Raw genomic sequence first — 14,930 nt, 5'->3', positions numbered from 1 at the left:
ACCTACACCTCATGACGGGGCGAGTGCCGAGTGCACCCGCCCCGTTGAGTATGTGAAAGCCGCGCACGCAAGAACAGCGCCGCGTCGCACCCAACACGGCACGCCACCGCACGCGCTGAACGCGAACACGCAACGAAAACACCCCGCAGTAGAGCCTCAACACAGCGCGAGGTGATGGCACAGACACCCGCGAAAGGTTAGAGTATTGACCATGATGACCCCCGTAAACGTCCACATTAAGCTGCTCGACCCCGAGCTGCCCGCACCCGCCTACGCAAAGCCCGGCGACGCCGGCGCTGACCTGCGCTCCCGCATCGACTTCGAGCTGGAACCGGGCGAACGCGCCCTCGTACCCACCGGCGTGGCAATCGCCCTGCCCGAAGGCTACGTTGGCCTGGTGCACCCGCGCTCCGGCCTGGCGACCAAGAACGGCATCACCATTGTGAATGCACCCGGCACCGTTGATTCCGGCTACCGCGGCGAGCTGATGGTCACCCTGCTCAACACTGACAAGACCAAGTCCTTCCACGTGCAGCGCGGCGACCGTATCGCCCAGCTGATCATTCAGAAGTACGAGCACGCAACCTTTACCGTGGTGGATGAACTGGATCAGACCGAACGCGGCTCCAGCGGCTTCGGTTCCAGCGGAATCCACTAGTCTGCTCTCACCGCGAAAACCGCACGAGAGAAGAGAAGAAACCCCCGCACCTTGCGTGCGGTGAAAGTAGGAATACCATGTTCGGATTTGGTAAGAAGAAGCGCGCCGAGGAGGCTGAAAAGGCCGCCATCGACAAGGCTGTCGCCGAAGAGGTCGAAGAGACCAACGTCGAGGTTGAGGAGCTGAAGGAAGAGGAGAACTCTCTCGAGGTCATTAAGTACGACCGCGTCAACGGCCCCCACGACATTGAAGAAGTCACCGCCGAAGACCTCGAAGACTACGTCGACCTGGGCGCGCTGCGTATCAAGCTACTCGACGGCATGAACCTGCGCCTCGAAACCGACGACGCAACCGGTGCCGTCATCGCCGCAACCATCACCCGCGACGGCGCGACCCTGCAGGTGCAGGCATTCGCCGCACCGCGCACCACCGGCATCTGGGATGACATCCGTCACGACCTGACCGAGTCCGTCGCCTCCCAGGGCGGCAACGTCGAAATCTACGCCGGCGTGTTCGGTGCCGAGATGCTGACCCGCCTGCCCGCCTTCACCCCGGACGGTCAGCCCGGCGAGCGCATCGCCCGCTTCGTGGGCGTGGACGGCCCCCGTTGGTTCCTGCGCGGTGTGATTTCCGGCGCGGCTGTGCTCGGTGACGACAAGGCTGCCGCATCCGTGGAGGAAGTTTTCCGCACCGTTGTGGTGGACCGCGGCGACGACCCGCGCCCGCCGCGCGAACTGCTGCCCATGACTCTGCCCGCCGACCTGGTTGTGGCTGAGGAAGAGCCCGCCGTGGAAGAAGAGACCGAGAACGAGCACAGCAAGCTGCGCCCGATGCCTCGCCGCGGCCCTGAGATTACCGAGATTGGCTAATGCCTGAGTTCTCGAACTACCCGAGTGCGCTCGCGGTGCCGGAGGAGCAGATTCTTGCTCCCGGGTACCCCGAGCGCTTTCGCGTACGCCTTGCCGGACGCGTGGAGCAGGTGTGGTTGCCTGCGCTGCAGGATAAGCCGATGTACCGTGCCGAGCTGGTGGTGGCGAAGTCGAAGCCTCTGCAGTGGTCGAGTCCGTTGGCGCTGATTGGTATGCCGATTGTGGAGCCGCCCGGTGAGGATTTCGACGAGGAGTCTGAGGAATCCGAGAAGCAGCACCACCTGAACACGGCGTCTTTGGCGACCGTGGCGGTGCAGGATTCGCACGAGGTGTCGTTCCCGCCCTATGCGCCGTTCAACCCGGGGGACCGGATTCTGCTGAAGTGGCAGGGGCAGCGGATGGTGCCCGGTGTGCTTGCCGGTGCGCTACTGCGCTGTTCCGGTGTGGTGTCGGTGAGGGCGCATCAGCCGGTGATTTATAACCCGCGCTATGAGATTGTGCCGCAATTCTTTGCTGAGAAGGGAAAATATGAGCGCTGAGCAGTCTTCGACCCAGCCCGACCCGAACGCTAACCCCGCAACTAGCCCCGCAACTGATTCTGCGCGGGAGGGGAACCAGTTTGCGCAGAGCCTGAGCGCCTCCATGGGTGCGAATATGCGCCGCACCGCTAACGGTGATGTGGATATTCTGCACGCTATCGGCGGTTGGCGCGGCCTGGTGGAGTCCTCTCTGCCGGCGGTGGCGTTTCTGGTGCTGTTCACCGTGACGAAGGAACTGAACCTGTCCCTGATTGCGGCGCTGGCTGCGGCGGGCGTGTTCACGCTGATTCGTCTGGTGCAGGGCTCTAAGCTGGTGAGCGCGCTGACCGGTCTGGTGGGCGTGGCAATCTGTGCCTTTGCCGCGTACCGTACCGGTAATGCGAGCGACTACTTTGTGGTCGGCTTCTGGACGAACGGCGTGTACATTCTGGCGTATCTGCTGTCGATGCTGGTGCGTTGGCCGCTGATGGGTCTGATTTTCGCGGTCATTCGTGGCGAGGCGTTGAGCTGGCGGCAGAACCCGGTGCGTCTGCGCCAGTACATGCTGGCGACCTGGATTATTACCGTGCTGATGATGCTGCGTCTTGCCGTGCAGGTGCCCCTGTACTTTGCCAATAATGTGGAGGCGCTGGGCGCCACACGCCTGGTGATGGGCCTGCCGCTGTACGCTTTGGGCGTGTGGCTGGCGTGGCGTGTGTCGGCACCGGAGGAGGCGCTGGTGAGTGAGGACCCCGAGACCGACGAAACTGCCGAAACTGCCGACACTGCGGAAGTTGACGGCTCAGAAAGCCGCTAACCCCATAACTTCATAGAGGCCTTCTAGAAGGTAGACGAAAGCCCCGGTACCCGTAACCGGGGCTTTCGCCTACCCAAAAACTTACGTATAAACGCTTACGCGAACAGCGCGCGGATCTGATCCTCACCGGCAATGGTTGTGATGAAGAACAGCTCGTCGCCGCCCTCGATCGCCACGTCGGCGCTGGGCGGGATCGGGGCGCCGTCACGCAGGATGGCGGTGAGCACCGTGTCGACGGGCCACTGCACATGGTCCACGCGGTATCCGATGACGGGGTGGTCGTCGGGCACGGTGTATTCGGCGAGGGTCGCGCCGCCTGCCTGCAGGGTCAGCAGGCGCACCACGTCGCCGACTTCCACGGCTTCCTCAACGAGGGCGGTCATCAGGCGCGGGGTGGATACGGCAACGTCCACGCCCCAGGAGTCGTCGAAGAGCCATTCGTTACGCGGGTTGTTTACGCGCGCCACGGTGCGCGGCACACCGAACTCACTACGCACCAGCAGGGAGACCATCAGGTTTGCCTTGTCGTCACCGGTTGCGGCAACAACCACGTCCGCCTTGTTCGGGTGCACCTGGCGCAGTACGGACAGCTCGCAGGCGTCACCAATATGCCAGCGCACGCCGGGCAGGTCGGCGCGCTTTTTGGCTTCGGGTTTGGAGTCGATGATGGTCACGTCGTGGCCGTTCATCATGAGTTCTTTAGCGATGGAGGCACCCACGGAGCCGGCACCAACAATGAGGACCTTCACTTACTTCTCACCTTTCGAGGAGTCACGATGGCGGCCGATGAGTTCGAGAGGATCAGGCAGATCCGGGGGAGTGTCACCGAGATGGAATTCGTGCTCGACAACGGGAGTTTCGTTGTGCTCCTGCTTGGGGGTGATTGTCACGCCGGATTCGGCGGGCTTCTTCGGAGCGTGGGGGTGCTTGCGGTGGCCGGATGCGGGAGCGTAGTCTGCTTCCATTTCTTCATCTTCAACACGCGGCGGGCGGGAGAGAATGCGGGTTACGTCCGCAACGTCGTCGGTGCGCATCATCACGTGCACGCTATCGCCCTGCTGGTAGGCGGAATCGGGGCGGGGGAGCATGCCCTCACCGAAGCGGGTGATGTAGGCGATGCGCACCCCGGCGGCACGTTCGATGCTGGTCAGCGCGTGGCCAGCCCAGCCGTCGTCGAGCGGAATTTCGGTGAGCATGAGACGGCCCGAGGGTTCGCGGAAGTCGCCCTTGAGCGCCTGCTCGGGTAGCAGACGGCGCAGCACCTGGTCTGTGGACCAGCGCACCGACGCCACCGTAGGAATGCCCATGCGCTGGAAGAACTCGGCACGGTTCGGGTCGTACACACGCGCCACAACGTTCTTCACCTTGAACATTTCGCGGGCGACGCGGGCGGCAATAATGTTCGAGTTATCGCCCGACGAGACGGCGGCAAAAGCGTACGCCTCGGTAATGCCGGCACGCTTGAGGGTGTCCTCATCAAAACCAACACCGGTGACCAGGCGGCCCTCAAAACCCTTACGCAGCGGCTGGAAAGCACGTTCGTCCTGGTCAATGACGGCGACCGTATGCCCCGAAGCTTCCAGAGTGCGCGCCAGCATGACGCCCACGCGTCCGGCACCCATAATGACGAAGTGAGGCATACATCCCTCCGAGTGTTGATGATTTGTGCTGATAAGGCGTTACCGTCTACCTCTACCAGTGTAATGGGCGGGTGGGGTTCCGCGCCGATGTCCCGTGATATTCCGCTCGCAATGCCCACTATTCGGCTGAATAAAATTGAGCTTTGAAGCCGCGACCGATAGCCTTAACAGCGTGAGGAATCGTTGGGATAGGATGCGCATCGCCCTGACCGGTCAGCCGGTCAGCACGCGAAATCTTTCGGCAGTCGCGCTGCCGAAGCGCTACGCCCTGCCTCTTTTCGGTGCCGACGGCATCTCTTCGGTCGCCTACGCCGCCGACCAGATGATTTTGACCCTTGCCGCCGCGGGTGCGTCTGCGCTCGCTTTTTCGCCCTGGATTGGTTTGGGTGTGGCGATGGTGGGTCTGCTGGTGATTGGCACGTACCGCTACAACATTAATCAGATTGCTTCTGAGGGCGATATTCAGCTGGTGCACCGCAAGCTGGGTGCGCTGCCGTCGATTGTGATGGGTGCGTCTTCGCTGATGGACTATACGCTCACGGTGGCGGTGTCGATGTCTTCGGCGTCCTCGTTTTTGGTGGCGTTGTATCCGCAGATTCAGGATTGGCGCACGCACATTGCGGTGCTACTCATTGTTGCCCTGACCTTGTTTGCGCTGCGTGGCGTGCAGCTGCTGGGCAAGATTGCGTACTGGCCGCTGTACGTGTTCTTGGCACTGTTGGGAGCGACCCTCATTGTGGGTTGGATTCGTGCCGCCACGGGCACTCTGCCGCTGGCTGAGTCAGCGACCTATGTGATTGCCCCCGAGCTCGAGACCCACTCGCTGGAGGGTCTGGCGCTGATGCTGCTTCTGGCGCGTTCTTTCTCTGCGGGCCTGGTGGCGTTCTCGGGTGTTTCTACGATTTCTAATTCGGTGAAGTATTTCCGCCGCCCGAAGAAATATAATGCGGCAATCACCATGATGCTGATGGGCGTCATCACCTCGGTCCTGTTGGTGAGCCTGCTCGGTTTTGCGGCGGCAACCCGCGTTCACATGGTGCACGATACGACCCGTTTCTTGTTCATTGACGGGCACACGCCGGGGGAGTACTTCCACCAGAAGCCTGCGCTGTACCAGGTGGCGTTGGCAATTTATCAGGGTGTGCCGTTCTTCGCGCAGCTGCTGGTTTTTGCCACTGTGGGCGTGCTGATTATTGCCTCGCTGACCGCGTTTACGGGCTTCCCGGTGATTGCTTCGTCGCTTGCCGATTACCAGTACCTGCCGGTGTTCTTCCGTAGCGTGGATTCTCGCGGCCTGTACGCGAACGGTGTGCTGGCGCTGTCGGCGATTTCGATTTTCCTCACCACCGTTTTCAACTCGGACGTGTACGCGCTGATTCAGCTGTACATCGTGGGCATGTGCCTGTCGATGGTGCTCGTGCAGCTGGCGGTGGTGCGCTACCGCATGCGTCTGCTGCGCATCACCCTGGCGCAGATGCCGCGCCGCGCGCTGCTGCGCGATATTGCGGTCTCTGCGGTGGGCGTGATGGTGACTGCCGCGGTGCTGGTCATCGTCGTGGTGACGAAGTTCGCCGCCGGTGCGTGGCTCTCCCTTGGAATGATTGCCCTGATGGTTGGAGGTATGGTTGTGACTCGCCGCCACTACGATGCAGTGGATGCCGCCCTGGACATCCCCCTGAACGCTGAATCCGTTGCGGATGTGGCGGCCCTGCCTTCGCGTGTGCACGCCATCGTGTACGTGGAGCGTGTGCGCCGCCCGGCGGTTCGCGCCCTCTCGTATGCGCGTGCCGGCCGCCCCTCCACGATTGAGGCGCTGACGGTCAACAACGACCGCGCCGCCCTGGAAGTCGTAAAGAAGCGCTGGTACGCCCTGGGCATTCCGGTGCCGCTGTCGGTGATTGATTCGCCGTACCGTGACACCGTGGAGGCGGTCGTCTCGTATATTCGCCGCCGCCGCAAGAAGTCGCCCCGCGATATTTTGGTGGTGTACCTGCCCGAGTTCGTGGTGGAGCACTGGTGGCAGCGTCTTCTGCACCGCCGCACGGTGCGCCGCCTCAAGCAGGCGCTGTTGCATGAGCCAGGCGTGATGACCGCGACCGTGCCGTGGGCGATGCACGAGGACGAAGTGTACGACGAGATTTTTGATCAACGCCTGCAGGGTAAAGAAACTGCCAACGATTCGACCGCTGAGTCTGCGGCTGATACCGAGGGATATACGGCGGCAGTCGCTCCGAACGTGACCCGTTCTGCCGGTGGCGGCCGCGAGCTAATCCAGAGTAACCGCCACGCGGTGTACCGCGGTCGCCTGCACGAGGCGGATGCCGTAGCGCGCGAGAAGAAGCGCTAGCCGTAACGTTTGCCCGGCGCTCAGCATAATTGCCCTGCGCCCAGCATAATTGCCCGGCGCCCAGCATGATTGCCCGGCACCCCGCCCGGGGTCTGTAACTCGTTCAAATAACCCCGCATAGCGCCTGGACTTTGCCCTTTACGCCCTATTCGGTGCCCCCTGCGGGGCGTCGGAATCGGAGTAAAGGTACAAACCGGTGTAAAATAATTCACATTAAGTGATTCTTTAGGAGACAATGCTGTGACTCACCCTGCTACCACGCCTGCCGCCTCCAACAACGTAGACGGATACAGCGTCGGGCAGACCCTCACCGTCACCTGCGAGGCACCCGCGCACGGCGGCGCCTTCGTAGCGCGCACCGAACAGGGCGTCATCTTTGTGCGTCACGGCATCGTCGGCGAACAGGCAGAAGTGCGCATCACCGCAATCGGCCCCAAGCGCCGCTTCTACTTCGCGGATGTCATCTCCGTACCCGTACCCTCCCTGGCGCGCCGCCCCCACCCCTGGATTCAGGCGGATGCGCTCGCCACCGAAGAGGAACGCGCCGCAGCGACCGGCGTACCCGAACTGCTCGGCGGCATGGAGTACGGCCACATCAACCTGGATGAGCAGCGACGCTACAAGACCGATATCGTCCGCACCCAAATCAACCGACTGGGCGGCCTGCCCCTCGAATCGCCCCTGCTGACCAACCTCATCGTTGAAGAGCTTCCCCTGCGCGATAACAACGAGGGCCTGTCCTGGCGTACCCGAGTGCGCTACAACGTGACCAAGGTCCGCGCGCACGATAGCGAAGAGAAGAACAGCGAGCAGAAGAACGGCGGCAAGAAGAACCCTGCCGTCACCTGGCGCATCGGCATGCACCCGTACCGCGCCTCCCAGCCCGTACCGGTCGTAGACTTCCCCCTCGCCGCACCCGAACTGCGCAACCTAGAGCTTGAGAAGCTGAACCTGCGCGGTGTACGCGAAGTCGAGGCAACCGTCTCCTCCCGCGGCAGGGTCTTGCTGCAGTTCATCGTCGACCCGCGCTTCTCCATCGAAGAGGTCGCCAAGGACATCGAACAGCAGGCATCCGACGCCTGGGGACTGCTCGCCAAGCGCAAGATTTCGCTCTTCTTCACCCCGCAGTCCACCTCCAACGGCAAGCCCAAGCGCCGCCGCCCCGGCTCCTCCCACACCCCCTACCGCCGCGTACCCGAAGGCGACCAGCTGCTCGGCGCGGGCCTGCGTTCCGTCACCGAAGAAGTCACCTTCGGCTCCCGCCGATTCAGCTACCAGGTATCCGCTGGCGGCTTCTGGCAGATTCACCGCGCCGCCCCCTCCACCATGGTCGGAACCATGCTCACCATGCTCCGCCCGCAAGAAGGCGAATGCACCCTCGACCTGTACGCCGGCGCGGGCCTGTTCACCGCCGCGCTCGCGGACGCCGTGGGCGCAACGGGTACTGTCGTCAGCATTGAGGGCTCCCCGGTGACCCATAAGGATGCCCGTTCGAACTTCGCGCCGGATGGTTGCTCCCGCACCGAGAACTCTGCGAACACCCGCATTGAGGTGATTCGCGGCGACGTGGCACGCCACCTGGTCGATTTGAAGACCGCCCTTGAGTTTGGTGAAATCCCCGCCATTGATGCGGTGGTCCTTGACCCGTCCCGTGAGGGCGCGAACCGAACCACCCTGGAACGCCTGGATGCGCTGGACCCCAAGCGTATTCTGTATGTGGCGTGCGACCCGGCATCCCTGGGTCGTGACACCGGTATTTTGCGTGAGCTGGGCTGGGATATGGTGCAGCTTCGGGCGTTTGATATGTACCCGAATACGCATCACGTGGAGTCGGTGGCGCTTTTTGAGCGTGCCCCGGCGAAGCCTCGTCCGCGCCGCCGCCGCACCAAGTAGCGCGTAGCTAGTAGCCGTAACAAAGAAGCAAATAATCGCAGCGTTGGGCGGGTTGGGCTGTTCACCAGCCTGCCCACTAGGGGTTATTTCAGGCCGTTTTTGCTCAACCCGGTGCGTCTTGCTCTGCGGGCGCATAAATCTGCTTTTTGGCACCGTAAACGGTAGAATCATTGAAGAACCAACGCACGGAATGAGCCGTGCCCCGACCTTGAGGAGTGTGGGTGTATGTCCGCTGAAAACGCATTGCCGCAGGAGGAGACCCCGAATAGCGCCGCCGGTGGCGCACCCACCGCCGACTACAGCATTGGCAATGGTGCCACTGCCAAGTTGCTCCCGGGTATTCAGTCCCCGGCGGACCTGCAGAACCTCAGCTACGAGCAGCTGGAGGAGCTCTCTAAGGAAATCCGCCAGTTCATCGTGACGAACGTGTCGGCGACCGGCGGTCACCTGGGTCCGAACCTGGGCGTTGTGGAGCTGACCCTCGGCATTCACCGTGTCTTCGAATCTCCCAAGGACAATATTCTTTTCGACACCGGCCACCAGTCCTATGTGCATAAGCTGGTGACTGGTCGTCACGCGTTTAAGACTCTGCGTCAGAAGGGTGGCCTGTCGGGTTACCCGGATCGAGGCGAGTCTGAGCACGACATTATTGCGTCTTCGCACGCCTCCAGCTCGATTTCGTGGGCTGACGGTATTTCTCGCGCGCACAAGCTCAACGGTGAAGATGACCGTTACACTGTGGTCCTCATTGGTGACGGCGCGCTGACCGGCGGCATGGCGTGGGAGGCTGTGAACAATATTGCTGCCGACCGCACCCGCAAGGTCGTGATTGTGGTCAACGATAACGGCCGCTCCTACGCGCCGACCATTGGCGGTTTCGCGAACCAGCTGTCTGAGCTCAAGCACGGTGTGCAGCAGCAGGTGGATCGCGTGCGCCTCGATCACCGCTACGACCACGCACTGGATGCGGTGCGCATCGGTCTGCAACGTGGCGGCCCCGTCGGTCAGATGGTGTACCGCGGCCTGCACGGCATGAAGGCGGGCATTAAGGACGTCGTCGTACCCAAGGGCATTTTTGAAGACCTGGGCATGAAGTACGTGGGCCCGATTGACGGCCACGACCAGCAGGCTGTGGAGAACGCACTGACCGCGGCGAAGAACTACGCCGGCCCGGTGATTGTGCACGCCATTACCGAGAAGGGCCACGGCTACGCACCCGCTCGCGCGAATGAGGACGACCAGTTCCACGCGGTGGGCCAGATTGACCCGCTGACCGGTGAGGATGTTTCGACCAGCACCTCCGAGTCGTGGACGAGCGTCTTTGGCCGTGAAATCGCAGATATTGCGGATGAGCAGGAGAACGTCGTTGGTATTACCGGCGCGATGCTCATTCCCGTGGGTCTGCGCGAATTCCAGAAGCGCCACCCCGAGCGCGTTATTGACGTAGGTATCGCTGAGCAGCACGCCGTGGCAATGAGCGCCGGCCTGGCGTACGGCGGCATGCACCCGGTGGTTGCCCTCTACGCAACCTTCCTGAACCGCGGCTTTGACCAGCTGCTCATGGACGTTGCCCTGCACAAGGCGGGCGTGACCGTGGTGCTGGACCGCTCCGGCATTACCGGCCCGGACGGTGCAAGCCACCACGGCATGTGGGATTTGGCGATGCTCCAGTTCATTCCAGGCCTGCACCTGGCGGCTCCGCGTGATGGCGCAACCCTGCGCGAAGAACTGCGTGAGGCTGTAGCTATCAACGACGCACCGACCGTGATTCGCTACCCGAAGGGCTCCGTGGGCGAGGACATTCCTGCCCTGGAGCGCCGCAGCGACGGCGTGGACGTGTTGGCACGCACCGGTGAACCCCACCCGGAGACCGGTCAGCGTGACGTGCTGTTCGTTGCCGTGGGCGCTATGGCTCGCGTGGCTCTGGAAGCATCCGAGGTGCTTGCCGCCGAGGGCATCCAGTCCACCGTGGTTGACCCGCGCTGGGTGATGCCGGTGCCGTCTTCGGTCGTTGAGCTGGCTCGTGATCACCGTATTGTGGTGACCATTGAGGACGGCGTGCGTTCCGGTGGTGTGGGTTCGCGCATCCGCCAGGAAATGCGTGCGGCTGGCGTGGATACCGCGCTGAGCGAGCTGGGTCTTCCGGCGGAGTTCATTCCGCACGCTTCTCGCGAGCAGATTCTGGAGGAGGTCGGCCTGACCGCGGAAACCATTATCGCGGATCTGCGTGCGCAGCTGGCTGGCGATAAGGTTCCGTTCGCTCGTGAAGAGGGCCAGAAGCCGCGCCACACCCGCTAAACGTTCGTACCTGAAATGTGCCGTCTGAGCTTGCCTCAGCGGTAGGCGCACTGTAAGACAGCACAAAGCCCCGCCCATCAGTCGTGATGGGCGGGGCTTTGCTGTATGCATGTTTTGCCGTATGTAGGTTTTGTCGTATGTAGGTTCTGAGCCGCCGGTTTTAGGAGTTGCCGGTGCCGCTAACGAAAAGCTTGCCGCCCTTCACCTGCACCGGGTAGCTGGTCAGCGCCTCCTCTGCGGGGCCGTGCACGACCGAACCGTCAGCTACGGCGTACTCGGAGCCGTGGCAGGGACACACGATGCGGTTGGAATCCTGTACCTGCACCTGGCAGCCCTGGTGGGTGCAGACGGTGCTGAACGCCTTGTATTCACCCGCGGACGGCTGGGACACGATCACGGTCGTGGAGCCGTGGGTCAGCTTAGCGGCCTTGCCCACGCCCACTGCGGAGGCGGCGCCCACCTCAACGGTGCCTTCCGGGGCGGTGACGGCGCCGTCACCTTCGGCGCAGGAAGCGAGCAACGTACCGGATGCTACAGCACCGGTGATAAGGGTTGCGCGGCGGGAGAAGACGCGAGCAGAAGATTCAGTCTCTGAGGTATCGACTGCGGTGTCGACGGTTGCAGATTCAGTAGCGGGGGAGGCGCACGCCTCCTGAGAACGGCAGCATCCGTTGGGTGCGGGCATGGTGGGTCCTTTCGTGTACTCTCTCCACCCTATGCCCGTTTGAGATAAAAATCGAATGAGAGCAGGCTAAGCTTTGTTAGCGCTTGTTCCCGAGTCAAACGCTCCCGAGGCAAAGAAAATGCCGGTCGGGCGGTCGCATCAGCAACACACCCAACCGGCACACACATCTATTCAGCGTTGGAGAAATCTACCCCAGGTGGCGGGCAAAAATCGGCGCAATCACAGGGGCAACCAGACCCGTCTGCCACGGGCGCGCACCGTACTCGGCGAGCGCATCCCGCAGGGTCTGCTCATCAAAACGAGCCGGCGGCTCCCAGCAGAGGCGGCGAACATAATCGGTCGTGATTAGGTTCTGCGCCGGAATGGTCAGCTTCTCCGAGAGCTCATCAATTGCCTGACGAACCTCGGTGAACAGCGCCAGATTCTCGGGGCGCTTCGACTCCCACGCCTTCAACGGCGGCGGGGCGGTCGACGGCAAGGTGAACGGTACGGCGTTCTCACCGCGCGCCGCCGCGGCAATAGCACGCACCCAGCGCGGACCCTCACGACGCAGGCCACGCGTCTGAAAACCGGGAATCGCCATGATAGCGGGCACGTTACGCGGCATGGTGCGTGCCGCCTCCACAATCGCAGAATCGGGCAGCAGACGCTTCGCGTCAACGTCCTTCTTGCGAGCCAGCGAGTCACGCTCAAGCCACAGGTTACGCAGCGCCGTCAGCTGCTTGACCGAACGCAGCATCGTGCGGCCCTTCGTCTTACGCCAACGCTCCGGCTGATCCGTAGGATCCTTCACCGGGGACTTGCACAGGTACTCGAACTCCTCCAGGGCGTACTGCAGCTTACCCTGCTTGCGGAGCAGCTCCTCCAGCGCGTCACGTAAATCAATGAGCACGTCAACGTCCAGCAGAGCATAGTTCAGCCACGACTCCGGCAGAGGACGGCGCGACCAGTCTTCCTTCGAGTGCTTCTTCGCCAGCTTATAGCCGAGCAGCTCCTCAACAGTCGCACCCAGGTTCACGCGCTCCAGACCGGCAAGACGCGCACCCAGCTCCGTATCAAACAGGCGGTTCGGGCGCATACCGAGCATATCCAAGCTCGGGAAATCCTGAATCGCGGCGTGAATAACCCACTCAGCATCCGCCAACGCATCGTTAATAATGCGCAAATCCTTGAACGCCTCAGGGTCAATCAGGTACAGCTGATCCTCACGCTTGAGCTGCACCAAAAAAGCGCGCGAACCGTAGCGGATGCCCTGGGCGCGCTCCGTATCAACAGCCACCGGGCCGGACGCCGCCGCCAACTGCTCAGCCGCACGACGCAGACCGCTCTCCGTATTGATAAGGGTCGGAATCGGTGCGGAAGGGGTCTCCAGAGGAACAACGTCCGGAACTTCGATACCGTTAAGGGTCAGCTGAGGGGTGCCTGCGGCATTCTGTTCAGCTGCGGTACTCATGCACTCAATCCTTTTCCTCTGTCTGATTCGACGCGCCCATACGATGCGTCAGATGCCCGGGTAGGCGTACGCCCGAACAAACACAAGCCCGAACAAACACGAGCCCGGGCGGGGTGGCGTGCCCGCGAAGGCACTACGCCATTCTACCCGCCCGAGCCTAAAGCCTCGAATTTAGAGAGACTCACAATAAGGGGTTCACCGGCGTGCCCGCGAGGGGTCTTGCAGGGGTTTATTTGGTAGCTTCGGCCTCGTCAGCCGAGGTATCACCGGCTGCCGCCTCGCCTGCCGGGATCAGCGTCAGACACACCGAATTAATGCAATACCGCAAGTCCGTGGGAGTCGGGTAACCCTCACCCTCAAATACGTGACCCAGGTGCGAATCGCAGGCGGCGCAACGCACCTCCACACGGCGCATACCGAAGGTCGTGTCCTCCAGGTAGCGCACACGGTCCTCAGCCAGCGGCGCGAAAAACGACGGCCAACCGCAATGCGAATCGAACTTCTGATCGGAACGGAACAGCTCCGTACCGCAGGCACGGCACGAATACACACCCTCCGTGTGGGTGTTCCAGTACTCGCCGGTGAACGCGCGCTCGGTGCCGCCCTCACGCAGAACAGCGTACTCTTCAGGCTTGAGCACTTCACGCCAGTTCTTGGCGATAGCACCCACGCCGGGTAGCGAATTGCCCATCATGACTCCTTCAGTTTGCTCTCTTGCCCAGGCTCCTACGACTTATGTAACGCCGCGGCCGGGCGGATTATTCCCGCTGAGCGCGGACTACGCGCGGATGTCAGCGTACTTGCCGTTGGTGAGCTTCAGCAGGTCGTCCGGGGCGAGCTCAACATCCAGACCGCGCTTACCGCCAGAGACCATGATCGTGTCAAAAAGCTGCGCGGACTCATCGAGCAGGGTGGGGGAGGGGGTCTTCTGACCCAGCGGAGAAATACCGCCCACCACGTAGCCGGTGCGGCGCTCAGCGACCTTCGGGTCGCACATGGAGGCGCTCTTCCAGCCCAAGGCGGCAGCGGCAGCCTTAATGTTCAGCTTGCCGGATACGGGCACGATTGCGACGGCGAAATCCTTCTCGTGCACAATCAGCAGGGTCTTGAACACCTGCTCCTCGGAAGCACCGAGGTTCTTCGCGGCCTCTTCACCGAATGAGGTGACGCCTTCAACGTGCTCGTATTCGCGCATCTGGAAGGGGGTGTTCGTCTCGGTCAGCAGTGCTACGGCGGCGGTTGCTGCGCCGCTCTTCTTACCTTTAGTTTTCTTAGCCATACAACCATTTTACGGAAGACGCCATGCGCCGATACCTATGCGCCGAGAAGCCACATGTGTTTCGAAAAGCAACAACAATGGTGGCTTCTCGAAACACATGTGGCTTCTCAAAGGTTATGGGGTTATTTCAGTAGCCCTTTTTCCTTCAGCTGCTCTTGAGAAAGCGAGCCAACGACAGTCCAAAATCCATCTGAATATTGGAGAATGTAAGCGCCGCTATCGTCCCCCTCGGCCGTATTTTTGTCTTCTGTATATGACCCGTCGGGTTCAACATACATTACGAATTCCCAAATGTGCTTCAGCATGAGAGTGTATTCTTTAGTTTTTTCATCATAGATAAAACGCCAAAAATGACGTTTGTCTACGTTCTGAGGTAGCCTTTAGGCTCCCTTTTTTCTTAGTAAATACCGATGAGTAATTGCATGCCAAGACTAGTCAGGATGATAGCAATCCAGCAAAGGGCTCCAAGAAGA

At 61.7% G+C, this 14,930-nt stretch carries 13 protein-coding genes and 1 pseudogene; 7 read left to right on the top strand and 7 right to left on the bottom strand.

Annotation, left to right across the window (positions count from 1 at the left end; all coding sequences use genetic code 11):
• The first annotated feature begins 211 nt into the window (after positions 1-211).
• The 4 genes from dut to HXO69_RS07380 all read left to right on the top strand — a co-directional run bounded on the left by dut (position 212) and on the right by HXO69_RS07380 (position 2,862).
• Positions 212-658 (top strand): dUTP diphosphatase, encoded by a 447-nt coding sequence (gene dut, locus HXO69_RS07395; protein WP_049354821.1) that lies wholly within the window; start codon positions 212-214, stop codon positions 656-658.
• A gap of 77 nt (positions 659-735) precedes the next feature.
• The gene (locus tag HXO69_RS07390; protein ID WP_296546250.1) at positions 736-1,527 is read left to right on the top strand and encodes a DUF3710 domain-containing protein; all 792 of its coding nucleotides are present in this window, start codon (positions 736-738) and stop codon (positions 1,525-1,527) included.
• A complete protein-coding gene (locus HXO69_RS07385) occupies positions 1,527-2,066 on the top strand; it encodes an asparaginase (protein WP_296546249.1) in 540 nt (179 codons plus the stop codon). The genes HXO69_RS07390 and HXO69_RS07385 overlap by 1 nt, the downstream gene beginning before the upstream one ends.
• A complete protein-coding gene (locus HXO69_RS07380; protein WP_296546247.1) occupies positions 2,056-2,862 on the top strand; it encodes a DUF3159 domain-containing protein in 807 nt (268 codons plus the stop codon). The genes HXO69_RS07385 and HXO69_RS07380 overlap by 11 nt, the downstream gene beginning before the upstream one ends.
• Positions 2,863-2,957: 95 nt before the next feature.
• Here HXO69_RS07380 and HXO69_RS07375 read toward each other — a convergent pair whose 3' ends face one another.
• Entirely contained in the window at positions 2,958-3,611 is a 654-nt protein-coding gene (locus tag HXO69_RS07375; protein ID WP_070593496.1) for a TrkA family potassium uptake protein, read from the bottom strand.
• Between the two features lie 225 nt (positions 3,612-3,836).
• Positions 3,837-4,502, bottom strand: a pseudogene (locus tag HXO69_RS07370) (potassium channel family protein); the annotation flags it as partial.
• A 193-nt stretch (positions 4,503-4,695) separates the two neighbouring features.
• Between HXO69_RS07370 and HXO69_RS07365 the strand changes: the two are divergent.
• The 3 genes from HXO69_RS07365 to dxs all read left to right on the top strand — a co-directional run bounded on the left by HXO69_RS07365 (position 4,696) and on the right by dxs (position 11,040).
• On the top strand, positions 4,696-6,849 hold the full coding sequence (locus tag HXO69_RS07365) for an APC family permease (protein WP_296546244.1): 2,154 nt from the start codon (positions 4,696-4,698) through the stop codon (positions 6,847-6,849).
• Positions 6,850-7,089: 240 nt separating this feature from the next.
• Positions 7,090-8,742 (top strand): class I SAM-dependent RNA methyltransferase, encoded by a 1,653-nt coding sequence (locus tag HXO69_RS07360; protein WP_296546243.1) that lies wholly within the window; start codon positions 7,090-7,092, stop codon positions 8,740-8,742.
• A gap of 225 nt (positions 8,743-8,967) precedes the next feature.
• Entirely contained in the window at positions 8,968-11,040 is a 2,073-nt protein-coding gene (gene dxs / locus HXO69_RS07355) for a 1-deoxy-D-xylulose-5-phosphate synthase (protein WP_294642868.1), read from the top strand.
• A gap of 160 nt (positions 11,041-11,200) precedes the next feature.
• Here the strand turns inward: dxs and HXO69_RS07350 are convergent, their stop codons facing one another.
• The 5 genes from HXO69_RS07350 to HXO69_RS07330 all read right to left on the bottom strand — a co-directional run bounded on the left by HXO69_RS07350 (position 11,201) and on the right by HXO69_RS07330 (position 14,762).
• Positions 11,201-11,725, bottom strand: a complete 525-nt coding sequence (locus HXO69_RS07350) for a Rieske (2Fe-2S) protein (RefSeq protein WP_296546242.1) — start codon at positions 11,723-11,725, stop codon at positions 11,201-11,203.
• 187 nt (positions 11,726-11,912) lie between these two features.
• A complete protein-coding gene (locus HXO69_RS07345; protein WP_296546240.1) occupies positions 11,913-13,178 on the bottom strand; it encodes an HRDC domain-containing protein in 1,266 nt (421 codons plus the stop codon).
• A gap of 229 nt (positions 13,179-13,407) precedes the next feature.
• Positions 13,408-13,869, bottom strand: a complete 462-nt coding sequence (gene msrB / locus HXO69_RS07340) for a peptide-methionine (R)-S-oxide reductase MsrB (protein WP_296546252.1) — start codon at positions 13,867-13,869, stop codon at positions 13,408-13,410.
• Between the two features lie 87 nt (positions 13,870-13,956).
• A complete protein-coding gene (ybaK, locus tag HXO69_RS07335; protein WP_005506356.1) occupies positions 13,957-14,457 on the bottom strand; it encodes a Cys-tRNA(Pro) deacylase in 501 nt (166 codons plus the stop codon).
• 122 nt (positions 14,458-14,579) lie between these two features.
• Positions 14,580-14,762 (bottom strand): hypothetical protein, encoded by a 183-nt coding sequence (locus HXO69_RS07330; protein ID WP_049345143.1) that lies wholly within the window; start codon positions 14,760-14,762, stop codon positions 14,580-14,582.
• Positions 14,763-14,930 lie beyond the last annotated feature (168 nt).

It is taken from the genome of Rothia sp. (in: high G+C Gram-positive bacteria) (assembly GCF_015265375.1).
Lineage (GTDB): Bacteria > Actinomycetota > Actinomycetes > Actinomycetales > Micrococcaceae > Rothia.
Note: the sequence above shows the minus strand (reverse complement) of the source record. Positions and strands in the feature narration are given on the sequence as shown.